General features: G+C 34.1%; 10 protein-coding genes. 4 read left to right on the forward strand and 6 right to left on the reverse strand.

All coding sequences use genetic code 11. The annotated features are described in order from the left end of the window. Positions 1 to 530: 530 nt before the first annotated feature. Genes HMJ38_RS24105 through HMJ38_RS24120 form a run of 4 tightly spaced genes read right to left on the reverse strand, consistent with a single transcriptional unit; the run spans position 531 to position 4990 of the window. Positions 531 to 2291, reverse strand: a complete 1761-nt coding sequence (locus tag HMJ38_RS24105) for an IPT/TIG domain-containing protein (protein WP_194977011.1) — start codon at positions 2289 to 2291, stop codon at positions 531 to 533. Next, positions 2264 to 3163 (reverse strand): hypothetical protein, encoded by a 900-nt coding sequence (locus HMJ38_RS24110; protein ID WP_194977012.1) that lies wholly within the window; start codon positions 3161 to 3163, stop codon positions 2264 to 2266. Before HMJ38_RS24110 ends, HMJ38_RS24105 begins: the two co-directional genes overlap by 28 nt. A 41-nt stretch (positions 3164 to 3204) precedes the next feature. Continuing rightward, positions 3205 to 4200 (reverse strand): hypothetical protein, encoded by a 996-nt coding sequence (locus HMJ38_RS24115; RefSeq protein ID WP_194977013.1) that lies wholly within the window; start codon positions 4198 to 4200, stop codon positions 3205 to 3207. Next, a complete protein-coding gene (locus HMJ38_RS24120; protein ID WP_194977014.1) occupies positions 4184 to 4990 on the reverse strand; it encodes a hypothetical protein in 807 nt (268 codons plus the stop codon). Before HMJ38_RS24120 ends, HMJ38_RS24115 begins: the two co-directional genes overlap by 17 nt. A gap of 973 nt (positions 4991 to 5963) precedes the next feature. On the opposite strand from HMJ38_RS24120, the gene HMJ38_RS24125 reads away from it, so the two are divergent. From HMJ38_RS24125 to HMJ38_RS24140, 4 genes are all read left to right on the forward strand, one after another. After that, positions 5964 to 7523 carry a DUF3696 domain-containing protein gene (locus tag HMJ38_RS24125; protein WP_194977015.1) on the forward strand — a complete coding sequence of 520 codons (1560 nt, stop codon included), beginning with the start codon at positions 5964 to 5966 and terminating at the stop codon, positions 7521 to 7523. Between the two features lie 73 nt (positions 7524 to 7596). After that, the gene (locus HMJ38_RS24130; protein WP_194977016.1) at positions 7597 to 8304 is read left to right on the forward strand and encodes a hypothetical protein; all 708 of its coding nucleotides are present in this window, start codon (positions 7597 to 7599) and stop codon (positions 8302 to 8304) included. A gap of 190 nt (positions 8305 to 8494) precedes the next feature. After that, complete coding sequence (locus HMJ38_RS24135) at positions 8495 to 13123, forward strand: DEAD/DEAH box helicase (RefSeq protein ID WP_194977017.1); 4629 nt, start codon at positions 8495 to 8497, stop codon at positions 13121 to 13123. After that, entirely contained in the window at positions 13113 to 13970 is an 858-nt protein-coding gene (locus HMJ38_RS24140) for a hypothetical protein (RefSeq protein ID WP_194977018.1), read from the forward strand. The genes HMJ38_RS24135 and HMJ38_RS24140 overlap by 11 nt, the downstream gene beginning before the upstream one ends. 22 nt (positions 13971 to 13992) lie before the next feature. Here HMJ38_RS24140 and HMJ38_RS24145 read toward each other — a convergent pair whose 3' ends face one another. Together HMJ38_RS24145 and mads8 are read right to left on the reverse strand one after the other, a co-directional pair. Then, positions 13993 to 14700 (reverse strand): PP2C family protein-serine/threonine phosphatase, encoded by a 708-nt coding sequence (locus HMJ38_RS24145; protein ID WP_194977019.1) that lies wholly within the window; start codon positions 14698 to 14700, stop codon positions 13993 to 13995. Beyond that, positions 14697 to 20021 (reverse strand): methylation-associated defense system ATP-binding protein MAD8, encoded by a 5325-nt coding sequence (gene mads8 / locus HMJ38_RS24150; protein WP_228780256.1) that lies wholly within the window; start codon positions 20019 to 20021, stop codon positions 14697 to 14699. The genes HMJ38_RS24145 and mads8 overlap by 4 nt, the downstream gene beginning before the upstream one ends. Positions 20022 to 20056 lie beyond the last annotated feature (35 nt).

Below are 20056 nucleotides of genomic sequence, written 5' to 3' on the forward strand. Positions count from 1 at the left end.
GAAAAAAGTGGTCAGCATCACCGGAACAGGTGGTCAAGATGGATCGGAATATACAGGAATCCGCAGGAGGAAGTGTTTGCCAGATGGATTATTAGGCTAGATAATGGTCTATAATGTTTTTTTCACTGTTGCATAAACTGTGATTTTTGGTAGTATTTTCCGTTTTTGAAATAAGATCCCCACCGAGTAAATGGGTTTTTTGAACTTTTGGATGTTCTGGACCAAACCACCGTCTTCATTGGTCCCTTTGGTTCTCATGATAGGGCAAGATTGTTCTGATAGGTTTTGGTTTCCTGTTTGCCTTGTCTCTGGTATCGAAGATAACCGAGGTTACCGTTTTCCATCCTGACTTGCATTTAAAAAGGAACCATGACTTTTCCTGTTTCCGTTTCGAGTTTGAGGGAGAACTTCATCTGGGCAACCACCTTTTTCTAGATGGATTTGAATTGATGGCAAAGCGGTACAAATCAAATCAAATAAAAGGAGCTTCCAGAGTTTCCCAATCCGGGTAAATAGTTTAAAAGTAGGAATTAATTAATGACTTGTACACTTACCTCATTTGATTCAAAACCAATACTGCCAACTTTTATAATATAATTACCCGGCACGGCATTTTCGGGAATTTTGATTTTCAGCTCCGTCCGGCTTCCCCATACAAAACCCTCTTCGGGTGTATCTTCAAACCTATTAAAAAATTGTGTTTCTCCGAATAAAACCTGAGCATCAAAATCAAAAAATTCTAATTCATTAAAATACCTACCAGTAATTGTCAGAATTTCTCCCGGTGAAATCACTGCTGGATTTATTTTCTCAATAAATAAAGGAAATATAAGCTCCACTTGAGTTCCTGATTCAAGGGGGGTCAATATAACTCTGGAAACACCTTTACCAGAGAAATCCGGATCCCGCCTACCCTCATACGGAACACCATTTATTCTGATATAAATAAAACTACCATCTTTTTTATAAAAACCAATAGATTCGCCCCCACTCAAAAGACCGTAATACTCATCTTTAATCATATAATCTGTAACAAGAATACCCAATCTATCATCATCTATAATATTCCCTGTCCATTGATTGTTCATACTGAAAAATGAAGGACTTTGTGGAGAGTAAGGAAATATAACGTTGTTGAATCCTAGCGGAAGCTGTAGTTGCTCTCCACTAAGCACATTATAATCAAACTTTGATGAATTTCCGCTTAAAGGTCCACTGAGGATAAGTCCTGTATTGCCTGGTGTTGCATTTGGAACACGACCATATAAAATTTCAACACCGTCATAATCCTGAAAATAACTAAAGTTTGGTTTTAAAAGTAATGTGCTTCCAAATTCTATTTTATCAACATGTTCCAAATTTTTACCAAAAATAATTATGGGTCCCCCTCTTTTATTACTTACCGGTAAAACACGCTCTATCATCGGTGGACCGGTAACCAGAAAATTACGACCATCTTCACCTTCAACATTTCTGATTATAAGGGGACCTGATTTGGAATTGGAGGGAAGCGTTAATGATATTCTATTATTAGAATCTATTGTATAATCTGTATTTTGAGTGAGTGTATAATTTGACAATGTTATAATAATCGGACTGACCTGGAAATTATTACCCTCAATAATAATTACGTCCCCAATTTTACCTGAGGCAGGTTCAATCTTGGAAATACTGGGTGCACCCGAAACAGGTTCCGAAATAGAATAATATACGCTATCCGAATATATGCCATTGTCCCCTGTCAGATAAACTAGGCCCGAGGTTGCGCCATTGGGAATAACCGAAGTAATCACCTTGTCATTTTTGAATTCAATTTCTGATGGAGTCGCCCCTGTAAAATGTATTTTAAGGTCATTTGAAAAATATTTTCCTACCAGCGTAATTTTATCTCCAATTTTCGCACTTTCAGGTTCAATCAATTCAATATCAGGTTTCACAGGTAAGACTTTAAAATTTAAACCATTGGAGCTGTTCCCATTATTTTCAAATGCCACAAGAACATCCCCAGGAGTTTGTACAGGGACCTCTACTATAATTGTATTTGGTTGAGTAGGATCTAAACTATATTCATTGTTTGCTAGAATAATAGTGCCAAACAATATTCCCGAAACATTATTAAGATATTTCCCTTTAATAATTACTGGTGTTCCCGGACTACCAGAAGTAGGTTCAATGGATGTAATGATAGGTTCGGGATATTCAGGTGGTTCGCAAGAATTAAACAAGAATAGTAATATCACAGCTCTTACAAATAGAGATGAAATTATCGTCGTAAATTTTCTATTTTCCATCTTAAACTAGTATTAAATGTTTTGGTTGATATTGACTCATTGATATAGCCAGTATTTAAGATAGGGTGTAAATATGAAAGACTCCAGGAAAAATTTGAAGTCCCTATTTGAATACCCGGGCCAAATCCTATTGTGTTGGAAAGCGAAAAATATTTTCTGCGGTCGTCAGCCCATTCAACAGAACCCAAACCGGTGACATAATTTGTCAAAACGAAAAACATCAATTGGGTATTAGGCATCCAGCTCATATACATAAATGATGATGACCTGAGTGGCCTCAAGAGATCCTCATTTACTTGAGGTAATATGATTAAGTCGGATTGAAACATAAAAACGAACCTCTGACCAACTCCGTGCATAAACAGAAATTGGTTGGAAAATGTTGGTTGCTTTATTTGTTGGTCACCTTCTATGTAATAATTGTTTCCTCCCTCATCAAGTGAGTTCTGCCATGGAAATAAAACTGAATGTTGAAATGAAATGGAGAATCTTTTTTGCTTATCATATTGAAATGGTGACCATCTGATCCGAGGCCCAATTGTTGTCGACCAAAAATTTATTTTGAATTCCTCGCCAGCTTCAAGAATGGCCTTACCAGCCCTCAAATAATTATAGTCTACCCCTATATTAATAAAAGACTTAACCCCGTAAGTAACCTGAGTTGAGTTACCGAAAATTTGGTATTTAGATTGGTAACTGTATAATGATTTTTCTACTTCGAAAAGCCAAAAATTAAAACCGTTTCCAATTTCAAGTTGTCCCTGAGTAAGAATTAAAGGTGACAGGGATGGACGAAATTCTTCATTTACACTAGATTGTGCCATTGCGTTAAAAGCCCCTATAAAGATGAATAAAAACAGAAGTGTTTTCATGACTAACAATATGGATTGACTGTAAGTAATCTAAGATACTTTTATAAGCTGCTATTGTAGTCCAATAATTGCTGGACTACCGCTGCTTTATCCCTTTCTAAAATGTCAATATTTTGACTTAAGATTTCAACATATTCATCGATGTCATGCTGTATTTCAGCACGACGCCTTTTACCTTTTGTTTTTTGATTGTAATTGTCAATGTCATTTAATAAGATATTGTATTTCAAAACCTGACCTTTATGAAAATTATCAAGTGCAGCGGACATTAAGTTTGTCATTTTTATCTTTATATAGGGATCCGCCCAATACATTTCAAGGTTTGCAACAAATGCAGATCTGCTTTTATTTAATTCCTCGTATGCCTCAGAGTAGGAAGCTATACGTTTGTTTAGCTCAGTAATATTTAAACCGAGGTCGTTAAATACTTTTGAACCTCTTCTCCTGAAATCGTCTCTTAAATCCCTTGTTCTACTTAAGTAATGATCGAATGCTCCCGTCAGTAATGGCAACAAATTAGCTTTGGCATATTTTAGCTCCAACCGTTTTCGCTCATTGGCAACGATCAGGTCAATTTCATCCTTACTGAATTTGTCCTTATGCAATTCATCAAATTTTGTCAATATCATATCTAATTTTTGGTCAATAACTTCTGAATTCTGTGAGAACTCAATTATTTCATTGACATATTGACTTAAATCTTTGCTTGCCTCTGATTTTTTTAAACTCCGTGAAAATAGGATTGTATATAAGTGGTCTACATTACCGATTAAAAGAATTCCATCGGCTGGTGAAATTAAACTAAGCCCCTCTGGAACTTCGATATATAGGAGGTCAATAGGTTTCGGTAATGCACGTGAAAAATAGCCGTTTTCATTTGTAGTGGCTGTCGCAACATTTAAAAATGAAATCGTGCTATTGGGCATAGGGAGGCCATCAATCTTAACAACCCCTTTTAATATTAGGTCTTGGCCGTTTAATTGCATAAAATGCAATAGCAAGGGCAAAATTATTATGATACTAATTCTTTTGAACATAGTTTTCTATTTTCAAAGTGAAAAATTGTTCGGTTATGCTCTCTGCCCTATTATAAATTAGTTCAGTACCAATGAAAACTTGTAAATTGTAAATACCACTACCAAATGGAATTGAAAAAGTATATCTACCTTCTTCATCTGTATTTCCATTTACTCCATTTATTACTAATCTTGCAGATTTTATTGGAAGAAAATTCCTATCCCTTATTTCACCCTTGACTGTGGTAGATTCTTGTTTTTTTTTTAACAATATCTGAAGAATAGATCCGGGCTCAGGGATAAGTATCGGATGCTTCGCTAGCAAGTACTTTCCAGACTCGATGATTACCTGGATACTATCACCTATAGAATTTTGCGGGATACTGTATAAAGTTAGTCTCCCATCTATAATCGTAGCATCCAAGTCACGACCAGCATATAAAAAATTAGCTTTTACATCTTCTTGGAGTTTATTTTCATAATCATCTACATGAAAAACAACAGGCAAATTGAAGTTGCAATTACCTCCTCCTTGTACAAACGCCGGATTTAAGGAATATACAAATGCAAAAACTCCGATAGCTCCACTTGCGGACACTATCCCTTTGTAACGAAATTTGAAAAAGCCAGGAATCACCGCAGCAACACCAGCTACAGCAATAGCCAATATAGTTCTATAGGTGGAAACCTGAATGTTTGTTGCACATGGGTTTATCTCTACTAAAAATATAACTGCAATTAAGAACAGTAATCCAAATGATAGACTGACCACTTGTACAAGGCTTATTGAACCACTAATTCTACTTGTCATTAAAAGAAAAATTAATAATTATCCAGAATGCTAAGGTGTTTATTCAAATTTTGAATTTAAGAAATTTAAATCCCTCCATTAAAACACTTTCTTTTGCAAAAAAGGAATTCAAACCTTTTGAGAGGTTAGTATTTTACAGGTGGAAAAGAAATAAATTAACGCCGACAAAGGTTCAAAGGATCTATCAGATCCTTTGAACCTATTGAATCTGCAAAACAATAGGTAACTGTTTGTTTCATAGAAATTTAAGAATTTTCTGATTTGTTTTTAAAAAATATAGCAGATTATTTTTAATTAATTTTATCGAAAGTCTAAAAGCAACAAAAAGTTGAATGATACCTTCAGATTATTTGGCAAGACCATTAATTAATCATCTGAGCTAGTGTTACTTTCTACTGCCTTATCGATATTCTTTTCGGGGCGGAAGCCATAGCTGTGTTCTTCAAATTTAAGTCCATACTTGGTCATCAACACTTAACTTACTGACTGATGGAGCTATCTACCTACCCTTTGGGAACTCCAAGCAATCTTGTCTTTACATTGCTATAGGGTATGCTCCCCACACCCCGGCCCGGAGCTCTCGCTTCGTCCTCCCTTTACGAAACAACAACGAACTCGGCTGACTTCTCTTAGGTGACATTAATTTTCCACATCCTGTTGGAAGTAGAGTCAAAGAATTAAGAAAACATTTCTAAGCTGATTGTCTGTCATTTAATCCAATCCCAAAAAGAAATAGAGGCATGTTTGATTGAAACATCTCTTTTTTAGTTATCATTACTTATAGCTTTGAATACACCCATATCCAAATCTAAATTCCCAATTACTTTCCTTGTTGATAGGTGAACAGCTAGATGCGGTAATAATCACTTTTCAATTCAATTATTGTCAAAATCCCAGTTGAACAGATTGTGCCCCTGATTTCATTGCTTTCGCTGTGGGGGAAATGGAAATGAATTTAGGACCATAAAAAAACATGATGAATTATATCAAAACCATTGAATTAGAAAATTACAGGCTATTTAAAGATCGGACTGCTTTTGATTTAGCCCCTATCACCTTATTGACCGGGATTAACAGTTCTGGTAAAAGTAGTTTGATAAAAGCTTTTGTTTTGTTTAAAACCAGCTTAGAAAAAACCAAATCACTTGAAGAATTGGATTTTTCAGGAAGTGGTCATAACCTCAATGACTTCAAAAATACGCTTAACTATGATTCTACATCTGATATTATCTATTTTAAATTTGACTTTCAAATCAACTACATCGGAGATGCAAAACTGGAACTAGGATATAAGATGAATGAATTAAATCCCAATAAGGGGGATTTGGTATCCTTCGTATTTTTTAACTCAGATGATGAACGGATTTTTTATGGCTTAAAAAGCCGTGATGATGATAATGGGCTTCATATTAAATATAGGGTCGATGTCAATTATTTTTTGAATAATCTCGATTTTAAAAGAATCAAAGTCAAAAAAAATTTTGGAAGGCAGGGGCTAAAATATGCTTTTCCGACTGAAAATAAGCTGTTATATGAAAATGTAGACAGCAATGAAAAAATCTATGAAAAATACTTAGAGGGGATGGATGTTTGTTTTAAGGGTGGAATCATCATTCCTTTTGAACATCCATTTGCTGACTTACCGCAAAATGATGAGACAATCCTTAGCGGTATCAATATGATTGGAAGTTCAATAGTGAATAGTGCTGAATACTATCTAGACAAATTTGGATTGGAATTTAAGAAGACAGATTATGCAAAATTTTTTTTAGAGGATTTTTCATCATTGATTTTCAATCATAGTTTAAAAACCTTTACAGAAAAGTTTAATTCAATATTTCACTTTTCTTCTGTCAGGTCCATTGCGAAAAAAATTTATACAGAAAGGGAAAAAGAACTTCTCCAGTTTTTCTTGAAATATAAAAATGAAAGTGAGGGATTTAATCCTTCGGTAAAACAATTTGTTTCTGAACAACTGACAAGGTTTTCTATTGGGGAAAGAATTGAAATTGAGTCCCACAAAGACCGATTAATAGAAATTTTTATCATAAAGGATGGCAAAAGGATTTTATTGTCAGATTTAGGATTTGGGTTTACGCAGTTGCTTCCAATAATCATGAGCTTGGCTTTAAAAGCAAATGCCAATTTCCGAAATATAGCAGGGGAAAGATTTTATTTAGGATCACTTTTTCTTATTGAAGAACCGGAAGGCAATCTCCATCCGGCTTTTCAATCCAAGTTGGCAAATATGTTTATGGAAGCATCCACCAAGTTCAATGTCCAATTTATTATTGAAACTCACAGTGAATATTTGATCAGGAATTTCCAGTTTCTCACGGCCACAAAGGAATTAAGAACAGATGACACAAAGATTTTTTACTTCTTCCAGCCCGGGACTGATGAATATGTACATTCAAACTTCAGCATTATTCAGATCGAAAATGATGGACGATTCAATAATGAGTTTGGCGCAGGATTCTTTGATGAACTGCCCAGGTTATTGACCTCCTTGGATAATATTGGGGTTAATTAAGGCTTATCCTACCAAAAGACTATTCTTACAATTAAGGCTTGAAATAATTTAATCTTCACTTATGTAATTGAAAATGAGAAAACAACCAAATATTTATAAGATTTTCGAGAATATAGATTTAAGCTTTGAATTATATTTTGAGGTCATTGCAGCTATGGAAGACCTATTGGATGAAAGGATAGCCAAGTTAAATGCTATTAGTGAAGAGAAAACCAAAGGAATCGCTGAAAGCAATGATTCTGAATGGACTGAATTTGAGATGCTAGGATTTGGTAAACTTTCAACAATAAATTATGAGCTTCCTGAAGATGATCAAATATCATTTCTTGAATCAACAATGAGAGACTTTTTCTACAAAAGTCTAGTTATAAGTGTCTATTCCTATTGGGAAAGATATTTTAATCAGATTCTTGATCGCCACATTCAATTGTTCCCTGATTCCAAACCAGCGGAAGATATAAGCCGGTGGGGAAATAAGAGAAAGTTAGAAAAAATACTGAATGTAACGGAATATTTTTATAAGACAGCTCAATGGAAAAATTTTGAAGTATTTAGAACAATTAGAAATACAATAGTTCATAAGTCATCAAAAATTGACTCAAAAAACACTTCAATAAGATTAAAAAATCAAATCAAATATAGCAATGGGCTAAAATTGGAGGGGGATTTCTTCTATTTTTCTGATAAAGAATATGTATTACAATCAATTAGCAGTTGTAAAGAATTTTTTGATTTGCTCAGAAAGGATTTTCAATTCTTTCAGAAGATTCAAGATAACTGATATTATTTAATTGCTCTAAAAGTCAACCCAGTCCCCAAAAAGAAGACAAAGCTAACTTTAAGCGAAATGATTAGGAAAGGCAGAATACCATCGCTTGTGCAAAATTAAATGAGATGTTACCTACCATTTAACGCCAATGGTTTACAGCATATTTGCATTTACCCAAACTTTTATAGAATTTAAACGGTCTATGAACCAAATTCAATTTCAGGCAGGATATTTACTTGATGGGATCAATGAAACCCTCAAAACCCTTAACAAATCGAAAGAAATTAAAGGACTTCTTAAACACTTATCTTGTTTTGACCTTGAAACAGACTGTAATATATCTTCAAATTCAAATGAAAGTTTTGCTTCTGTAATTCACAATATAATCGTTCGTGGAATTCCTACACGGCCTAGTATTTTTATAGAAAACAAATTTTTAGAACTCTTTCAAAAATTTCAATGTGATGATTCCGATACCTCACAGCAACTAGGAAACATTAAGTATATATCCCTATTAAATAATGATGAAAGCAACGATGTCTTTTCTGCACTTCATATCATTGACCCAAGGGTAATACTGAATGCAAACAATTGCGACTTTGACCTTGAGAGTAACTTTGAAAGAGATTTCATTTTCAAATATTTACCTACAAATGAGTTAAGTTTTATACAACAACTGTTAGAATCCCAAAGAAAATTAAACACAATTGTAACTCCGGAGATTGGACATAATTTCCATTCTCAAAGAGTAGATTTTTCTTATGAGTTCCCATATGAATTAAATATTACATTTGAAGATTTTGGAGAAAAGAAAATTAGAAATTATAATCAGGGAATTCTAATTGAGATTGACGGAACACATCACAATCTTCCAGAACAAGTTTTATTAGATAAATTCAGAGATAATTCGGTAAAAGAAACAAATTGGAAAACTTTTAGAATTAAAAACATTTCTGATAAATCATTTGCAACCTGGGCTAAACGTTCTAGTTCATTCAAGATTATTAATGCCAACTACAATAGAAATCTTGATAACAATTGGCTAGACATTCTTCAACTGGCATTATCCCCTTTTGCAATTGCCAGAATTCAAAAAACGATTATTGAGCTTATCCTTTCAAAAAAGGTTGATTTAAAAGCTAAAGAATGGAATGTTTTAGCAATAGAAAGAGATGTTCCTTGTGTTGCATTAGCAATCGAAGACTTAAAACAACATTTCCAACATCTTTTCGCTCTTGCTGGGAAAGATCAATTTTTTCCAATTATTAATTTACAGGTATTAAGCACAAATGAATTTGTAAATTCAAAACTACACGACACCAAACCCGAACTCATAAGCAAATTCCAAAGTGAGAAAGAATTTGATTTAATTATTGACATTTCTGTGCTACAAAGACGAGGAGTTGTAAAAAGCGACATACCGTTTAATAGTAAAATCAAAGCAATTATACGTTCCTCTCATTATGTAAATTCTGAAAGGAAAATCTATACTACTGATCTGATTGATTATAAACCAATCACGACAAAGTTAGAAAATGAATCTTACGAGGATATTCAAGAAGCCAGAGAAAGTCTAACTTATTTTCTGCAAAACATATTCAGAAAAGAAAGTTTTAGAGAAGGACAATTGCCTATTTTAAATCGAGCATTACAGGGAAAAAGTGTAATCGGTCTACTACCAACAGGTGGTGGAAAATCAATGACTTATCAAATAGCTTCTTTATTGCAACCAGGTGTTACAATGGTTATCGACCCGATAAAGTCGCTAATGCAGGACCAATTTGATAACCTTTTAAAAAACGGAATCGACAGTTGTAATTTCATCAACTCAAAATTAACCCGTGAGGAAAAAACAATTGCCACCAATCAAGTTACAGAAAGTAAAGTTTTACTCACTTTCGTTTCGCCTGAACGTTTGCAAATCGAAGAGTTTAGGCTTTCCTTACAGGAAATGTACAATAACAAAGTGTTTTTCAGTTACTGTGTTATTGACGAGGTCCATTGTGTATCTGAATGGGGACATGATTTTAGGACTTCCTATTTGTGTTTAGGTAGAAATGTTATTGATTACTGTAAAACCAAAAACAAGCAAACTATTCCGATTTTTGGACTTACCGCAACAGCTTCATTCGATGTGCTTTCTGATGTAGAAAGGGAATTGTCAGGGAATGGACTTGCTAATATTGACACAGATGCGATTGTAAGATTTGAAAATACGAACAGAACAGAATTACAATATCAAATATTCAATACAATTGTAAATTTTGAAAGAGACAATAATTTCAAGTTTATACTTTCTGATAAAACAGAAATACTACTACCATTTCAACCGATAAAAGGAGATATAAGGAAACAAACAGCCCTAGAAAAACAATCTGCATTGACAAAAATTGTCGAATTTGTTCCCAACAGAATTTCCGAATTAAATGAACAAACGAAAACGATTTTAGAATGGACAAAGGAAAAATTTTCAGTTGAGGGGAATCTGCCAAATATCAAAATTGAAAATTTTGATATTTCATCTTTTTATAACTCTAGTGAGCAAAACAACAAATTAATTTTTAATAATGGTGGTATTGTGTTTTGTCCGCATAGAAAAAGTTTATTTGGTGTTACAGATAAGTTTGAGTCTGACAAATATGAAGAGGATATCCGAGATAAAGATGGAAATATAATTCATAAACGGGGGGATTTCGTTATAGATGAAAATGGTAAAAAAGTAAAATTGCCACTTCCAAAACGTAAGGCAATAGCTGATGTTTTAACCAAACAAGGTAAATACGAAATCGGAATTTTTATGGGAAGTTCCGATGAGGATGAAAAAGTTGGTAAAGAGATTGAGACAGAATCATTTGGTAACCAAAAAAAGTTTATTGACAACGAACAAAACATAATGGTTGCTACCAAAGCATTTGGAATGGGAATTGACAAACCAAATGTTCGATTTACCGTGCACGTCAATATTCCCGCCTCAATTGAAAGTTTTGTACAAGAAGCAGGAAGAGCAGGTCGTGATAGAAAAATGGCACTTTCTACGATCCTTTTTAATGAACAAAAAGTAGCAATTTTCAATCAAAGGTTTTATGAAATATTAGAATCCGACATAAGTGAGGAAGCATTAAAGCTATTAAAGAGATTTAAAAATCAAAAATTCTATTTAGAAGAAGTCCCCGAAATTTTGAAAGCTATTGAAAATGAAGAACTGAAACACAGCGAAAAAAAAATACTTGAAAGCTTAGGTGAAATTTTTATAGATAAAGACAACTTATTGTTCTTTCACAACAACTCATTCAAAGGTCAAGAAAAAGAATTCGTGGTTATCAAAGAACTTTTAGAAGAAATCCTATTTCCAAATAATAATAAATTACGGGAGATATCTGAGGCATTAATTGACGAAACAGGGGAAGAAGGATTACGACTTAGTGTTTTTATGAATTATTTAAATATTTTTAATGAAAACAATGGTAAAATTGGCGGAATAAATTTAGTTAATCTAAATCGTAGCTTTCATAATATAGTCTGTAGTCAAGAATATTCCAATCAGATTGTAAATGTCGTTATACATAAAATTCAAGATAAATTTTTTGAATTGAATGATGTTGATTTACTAAAAAAATGGTTAGAAGTAAAAACAAATGAATCTTCCGAAATTGGCATAGAACAAAGACTTATTGAAGTTGATTTTCATCAAGAAGTAAATCCTGAAATCGTTATTCCGTTTGCGAACAAATTTGCTGACAAAAATATTTTTTACGAAGAAATCAAGGCACTTTTCAAAACAATAATTACAGATGTAGCAAGTGATAGCGTGATTATAGAATCAATTGAGGGTAATTTTGAAAATTTTCTGAAAAATGTAAAAGAAAAACTCAATATTGAAATTGAAGCAAACGGAAACAATCTTGAAAAATTAAAACAACTTTACTATAGCCCAAGAAACAAGGCTGATACAGATAAAGCAATTTTCCGCCTTTCGTCTATTGGAATAATTGACGATTATACAGTCGATTACAACCAAAAAAGTTATAAAATAAGTGTCGTCAAGAAAACTGACGATGAATACATTGAACATCTCAAAATATTTATGCGGAAGTATTATTCTGCAAATCGTGTTGAAAGAGAAATTGAAAATGTTTTTAACGCAAAAGGGGAAACAATACTTCAAAAGTGTTTGTCATTCTTGACAAATTTTGTTTATGAAGAGATTGAAAAAAAGAGAATGCGTTCTATTGACGATATGATTTTGGCTTGTCAAACTGGGATGTCAAAAAATGGAAATGAAGAATTGAAAGACTTTATCCATTTATATTTCAACTCTAAATATGCCAAATTAAATCACACAATAGATGTAGAAAACTACTCACTGACACTAGATACAGATAATGCAAAAGATTTTTCTTTTGAAATATTATGGAAGTATATAAAAGCAACCACAATTGATCCAAGTGGAGCACAGAAAGACAATACTAAACATCTTCGTGGAGCAGCCTTAAGACTTCTAAGGACAGAACCCAAAAATGGAGTTTTACTTTTACTGAAAGCATATTCCCTATTTGTCTTAGGCATAGGCTCAAACAAAAACATTGAAAATGAAGCAAAGACAAGCTTAACCTTAGGCTTCAAGCTCTTTAAAGAAAAATATACGGATCTTCCATTTGAAGAATTATCACAAATTATAGAGAGATATAAAACTGAAATCATTAAAAATGCCCATGATAGTCAAGAAGTTGCCAATATACTTGATGTAATCATTGAAGAATTATACCTAGAGTTTCACAACGATTGGCTAAAAGACTTTAATCAAAAATATTTATTAGAATATGATCGATAAAAATACAAATTCGGTTCTTTTTGAACTTCAAAAAAACCTTGAGGACTTATCTTCCGCCAAAGAGCAAGTTGATTTTTTCCGAGGAAAATCTCTAGAAATTACCGACGGGATTTCAGAAGTAAAACGTAAATATGTTGAGCATCTTCAAAGCATAAAATCAGACTATGAAAGTCGAGTAAAGGACTTAAAAACTGAATTGACTTCATTTCTCACAAAAAACCAAGATGAGAACTCAAAGACAATTCAAAAAATTATCTCTAAGTCGGAAGAAACAATAGAAAAAGGGGTCGACAAATTTGATTTAGTTTCCAAGAAAGTTGAGACATCTAATAACGAAAAAATTGAGGGTATAAATAATCTTCTTGAGCATTACAAAGGTGTTGTACAAGCAAGTAACTCATTAATTGAGACTTTGTCAGCAATTGACTTCCCTACAAAACTTGATGCACTTTCATCAAAATCACACCTGATTATTGAGTCAATCACCAGTGCTAAGCAAGCTTTAGAAATCAAATTGAATGAAACACAAAATTCAATTATTGACAAAACGACTTCTTCCAAGGAGCAGGTAATTCAGAATAATGATAGTAAAATTACTTCCCTTGCCGAAAAGTTATCGGAAGCCAATAGTAGCTTGAAATCAACTTTTACTTACGCCCTTGAAGAGCAATCAAAACAAACAAAATCTGAATTAGGGGGTTTGAGTACAGCGTTTGAGAAGCGTTTCATACAGACAAATGAACACTTAGCCAAACAAGACGAGGAAATAAAAATATTGAAAATATCATTGTTTGTGGCAATAGGAATAATAATCATTGGAATAGCATTAAATATCTTTCTAAAATAGCCTCCAAAACCAGCATTCTTTTTTATGAATAAGTGATGATCACAAACGAGAAATTGTCACTAGCTTCTTCTAAAAGTCTTGATTCCAACTCAGCTTTCAAGTCTGAAGGAGATTCAACCTTACGTAGAATATTTTCTATTTGAAGACAATCCAATGTATCGTGGACACCATCAGAACAAACTATTAATAAGTCTGATTGATCACAAAAATCATTGGTTAAAATTTCCGCATGAGATTTTTTGGTTTCCCCTTGAACAGATCGAGTAACAACATGCCTATATTTTGAAAGTTGTGAAGGTTCGGAAACGTTACCACTAGCAATCAAATCACTAATTAAGTTATGAGGTGAGGATTCAAAGAAAAGAACTTTGTTTCTGAAATGAAGTATTTTGACATCTCCTACCCAAAAATAAATTACTGAAGAACCTCTAATTATTACCCCTCCAATGGTTGCCCCCATGTTCTTTATCAAATATGACTTTTGCTGCCGAATAGCCAAATTCGATTTATTGATAGCCTTTTGAATATGAAAGGCATCAATTGTCCCGACTGTAGACAAATAGGCCTCAATATTTTCCCTGATTATTCTAGCTGCAATCTCACCATAGTCATAACCACCCATTCCGTCAATCACAGCCAAAAGGTATGAGCCATCAATAGCTTTGAAATCAAGGATCAAATCTTGATTGATATCCCTTTTTCCTTTATGTGAAACTGTTATTGCTTTCATTTTGCACCAGTTGCTTGAATTGTTGCTCCACCATGTTTGGTTACTCTTGGTCGGGTAGAAATTTTTAATGGTTTTGATGAAATTCCCTTGTCTGTAGCTTTAGTGGCCCAAAGAAAGCCCTCACCTGGTGAAAGTGAACTCATATCAGCAGGAGAAAGTGATGACAATTGAGTAACGGACTTCTGAATATGCTTTAGCCATTGTGGACTGTTGAATTTATGAAGAAGCACAATTGAACTAAGCTCAATAATTTCATTTGGTAAGCTTGGAGGATCTTGACTGGCAATCATAATACTAACTCCTTTGTGTCGCATCTCTCTAATGGAAGTTACAATATTCCCTGTCAAATCTTTATTGTCCATGTATTTGTGAGCCTCATCAAATACTATGAACTTATTGAAGTGAGCTCCGTCAACGTTTTTCACTGCCGAGAAGATGTTGAGCATAATTACAAACAATCCCAATGCTTCATCCTTTACAATGAACTCATCACGAAGATCGACAATGATTAGCCTACCTGGTTTCAAGGAATCTCGCAAAATGAACCTGTCATCAATATACTCACGAGCAAAACTCAATTTTTGTCTTACTAAAGCTTTCTGTGTGTTGGATAGGAGTTCTGATTCTTCCACGCTTTGAGAAATCCCATCTAGTGATAAATCTCTACGTAATTCCTTCATTATAGCTTTTAGCTGCTTTATGTAAGTTGAATCATTTCCGATAGCTCCGAGTAAGAACATCCAATCCTGAACACTTAATTCTTTAGAGTTGAATGCTATTGGTTTCACCTCAATGGAAGGATATTCAGCACGTCTTTCATCGATTTTATCTTTAGGCGTAAGAATGATTACATCTTCAATTTTGTCAGGGTTTGCACCATATCTTTCTTTGAGCTTTCTAAGTTCATCTTCTTTGTCGTTTGGTTGCTTCATGGTTGTGAACTCAGGTTCATAATCCATGCTCTCACTATAATGAAAAATCACTCCTGCTAATGGAGAGGGTAGTATGTTAATCTCATTGAACTGCTTCAATACCATTTCAGATATTGTGCCTATCGTGTAACTTTTACCTCCCCCTTGAACACCAAAAAGACTAATCGTATTTGTTTCGCTTAAATCCATGGCAATTTTTTTCCCATGAAGACTTTCGCCCAAAATCCCGTATTGCTCACTTGCTGAATTTCTACCAATCAGAATGTCATAATTCGGAGGAGTAATGTTGGTTTGATCTTCCTTTGAACCAGAATGTGATACCTCTGAATCATAAGGACTATCAATTGCAGTGACAGGGCTTTCAGGAGTATGGTCAGAAGCTTTATCTTTACGCTCTTTAATTCCTCCATCTTCTTCCTCTAGTATATCATCTTTTTGCTTAACTACTGGCCTATCCTTTTGTTCTTTTGGTTCCTTGGATTTAAGTTTATGTATGAAAGGCCGTAGTTTGGAGGTAATTCCCACAGCTTCACCTAATTCGATATCCAGTGTGTGATCTTCAAGACGTCTAGTGTTTAAGTCTGAATCAGGATCAAGAATTTGCTCAATCAGGTTACCTCCAAAAGTGAAAAAGGTCAAATCTTGGTCAATTGATTCCTTCTGATGTTTCTTTTCAGCAGAGAAATTAAAGATTAGTCCAAGTTGTTTGAATGACAAATTGAAGCCAGAATTAAGGGTCTGTAAAAATGCATTATAACTTGCATAGGCATTTTCATTTAGATATTCATATCGGTAAGCTCTTTCGATGTAGAAGCTCAATAAGGATTTCAGCTCTTTATTCTTGATCTCACGATCTAATCGATCAAATGACAAATGATATTCTGAATCAAAATGCAGGCGGAGTGCCAGAATAGTGTTTTCAATTTGCTCACGCATTTTTGTTTTCAAATCATCTGTCTCTGCAACTCCAATGCTCTTTCTGCATTTTATTTCAATTACCGTGATTTGAATATCTCTATTCACCGGGTCGATGGAAACCAGTAGATTATCTGCCCGGCTCTTGCTTTCAGTAGGTAAATTTTCAAAAAGATTATGATGCAGGTCAATAGGAATGAGGAAAGATTCTTCAAGCAAGCCTTTTTTCTCCAACACTCGTTTGGTAAATGCAGAGCCAATCACCTCAAATGCTTTGTTTTTAGAAGAATTTAGCTGTAGTACTAAAGAGCTGGAAACAGCTCTCAAATCTTCCAGAAGAATTTTGACTTTTTTTTCATCCTTTGGATTGTGAATATCAATATTGAATTCTTCAAAGTGTGGACCCAAAAGACCAAGAATTTCGGATGTTGGTCTGGTAGTCAAATAAGATGAAATCCCTGTGACCTCTTCACCTGGCACGTAATCCAAAAGGAAAGGAATTTTACCATCCTTGGATGGTTGGTCAAATATTTGAGGTCCAAGGTTCTTGTCGAAGGTGATAACCCAGTCTGAATAATCATGTAAATGGGTTAGTAGAACCTTGTCCTTATCATTTAAACGAAGTTGAGTGGAAGGTATTGACTCTGTGAATTTAGATGCCAATGCACCTGCAATGAAGGTTTGAATGTGATCAAATAAGTTTACGCCAATTGAACCAGACCCAGAGTAATTCGGTATTATTTCATTTCCTTGTATATACCTGTTCCATTTAATTTCATGACCAGAGTCATTAACAGCAATTGTTGGTGAAACGATTAATCCATTTAAGTAAAAGTTCCTGTCTTGCTTGTATGGTTTGACCAATTGAACCGTAATTGGGAATGGACTAATTAGAAAACTTAGATGAGCTGAGTACTGAGCCGGTGATTTGAGGTAATTTGAAATACTATTAATTGAAAACCTTAATTTTGGGAACAACCTGTTTGCAGAGGGTTGTGAGAATGATTCAGCTTCCTCTGAAATGTTAGATTCTGGATTTATTAAGGTTCTAAGTGCTTCCCCATGTTCAATGATTTTATCATCTCCTTTGAAAATTCTAACTTCATACTTGATGTTTTGAAAACTTGTCTCTTTCTCTAACTCAACCAAAGAATCGGCAAATACTCCCGCGTCACCTGCATTGAAAAGATTAATAATCAATTTATCCGTATAGGGATGTTGAACCAGATAGTTCCTTATATGCCTGACAATAAGATTTTGGCTTACCTCGGTTTCAACATAGTTTTCCTTAGTAATATTGAATAGCTGACGGAAATAGTGCTTCATCTGCCGTGAAACAGAGGTCATTCCGTTATTTGATTCCTCGGAAAGAACGTTTAGATAAAGCCCCCAACCATAAGCAAGTTCACCTGAATAATGAAATGCTTTAAACGTACCTGGCTCAACCAATACCAAAGGATTGTTTTCCGGTGTTAACTGTCCTTCGAAAAGATTTGATAGTCCTTTAAACCATGCATCTTTATAGCCTTGATAATCATGTGTCTTTTTTTCCCAATCAGTAAACACATCAATTAATTGAACCCACCAAGCTAATCGCAGTGGATGCAAGGGTGATAATAAAAATGCTTCAGCTGATTTCCCATCGGGAAGCTTTGTTTTTACTTTTACCAAGTCAAGCATCTGAACCTCAACAAGCAAATCCTGTATACTGGACTTTTCATCATCCTTAATATCTTCTTCCAGAATTTGCTTTTTAAGGGATGCAGTCCAATTGCTGATTATTTCTATATAAGTCCGAAATGAATCCACGAAATTGAAAATATCTGCTGTTTCAAGTACACCATTTTGAGAGGCGTTGGAATTTTGTATCTTTTTGAAAATTTCAGTACGGAGGCTTAGAATCTCTTTAGGTACTATTGATGATACTTCGCTTTTGAAAAACTCTATTTTTTCAAATCCTAAGGCTGAAGAGTTGTTTCGAAGTGTAGTTTTAACATACCCCAAATGATCTGAATTTTTTAAAAGAATATCTTCTATTGCCCGCAGTTTAGAGGATATGTTAACCTGATAATTATGCCTTTCAGAATAATTAATGTGATAGGTTGAAGTATGCTTGGTTAACTCGGAAATCCAAATATTGGATGTCTCAGAGGGTTCTGGGTACTCAATCTGCATTCCTGATTTCAATTTCTCAATACGGAATTTGAAGAAAGCCTGCAATACGTTATTTAGTTTATCCTTCCGTTGACTCTCTTCACGTTCAGGATTTTCTTCAACTACATAATCAAAATCATCTGTATCACAGGTTAATTTGAAGTCAAAGGAGCTTTTTAAAATGCTATTGTCATTGGATTTTACATCTTCCCATTTAGATTGAATTTTTGTTTCCTTAAAATCATCATTGTTGTTGAGAATGTTACCGTGTTCGTCTTCCGCCAAAACCTTGAAGAAGTAAGAACCCTCTTCCATAATATTTGGATTAAGGTCAACAGTAACATCCCGATATGGTCGGTTGGAAGTAGAGTTTTTCACTTTCCGAAGTATTTGAATTTCTTCTCCTGAACCAACATTTACGGCCATCAAAATTATCTTGAAATGGGCAAGCCCAGGAATATCTTTAGGATTTTGACTCATCGTAAACCTCACCCTAACTTTTGAAGTGCTATTTTCTTTAGCTTTTAAAACCTGCTTACCCTCTTCAACTGAGAAGTCAGGAGATTTAATGTCTTCAGCATATAATTTGATATGAGAAAAATCGAGATTAGGAATCTGCCAATTCGCAAAATTAAGATTAGGGTAATTCCTATGTATGAGATTGCAAATCTCAGAGAGATTTCTTGCGTTATTTTCGGTCTTAACAAAGGTTACTAATTCCTTTTGAAGTGTGTTTGGCTCTAAAGGAAGTTCTGCAATACGGTCATATAACGGCTTATTGAACGAACTTAGAAGTTCAATGCTTTTTGAATTGAAATTAAGTCTTGACCTAATCTTGTCCTTATTACTAAGTAAAGCTGAATCTGGTATCAATTCTAGAAGGTAGAGTTGGTTACCAATCGCCTCCATCGAATAACCTTTCTCCTCAAGCGAGAGAAGATAATCTATCACATTTACAGTTTCGATTTGATTGAGATTCAGATTTCCAAAAATTTCATTCTTTAGTATTGTCACATATTCAGAAGGTATATTCCTTATCAGCTGCTCTTTTAATCTTTGCTCAATGCCTTCCAAAGAAATTTCTTTAAATGTGGCATTTCCATAAGAGTCTTCTGCTGATGTTCTACTATTTGAAGGAATAAGGACTAGTAGCGGAGCGTCTTGTTTGTTTCTAAACTCTATAAGCTTTGTAGCAGTAATAAATTTTTCATCTGTCGCTGAGTCATCACTTACTATGTATGTATTGATGTTATTGTACTTCTCTTGAATCAGCTCCCAAAGAAATTCCAATTCGGTGAGACCTAATCCGGTGATCTTCATGCAATGACCAGGTATGGCTTTGCTCAAATCATCAT

Origin of the sequence: Aquiflexum lacus, assembly GCF_015476655.1 — a bacterium.
Classification (GTDB): Bacteria; Bacteroidota; Bacteroidia; order Cytophagales; family Cyclobacteriaceae; genus Aquiflexum; species Aquiflexum lacus.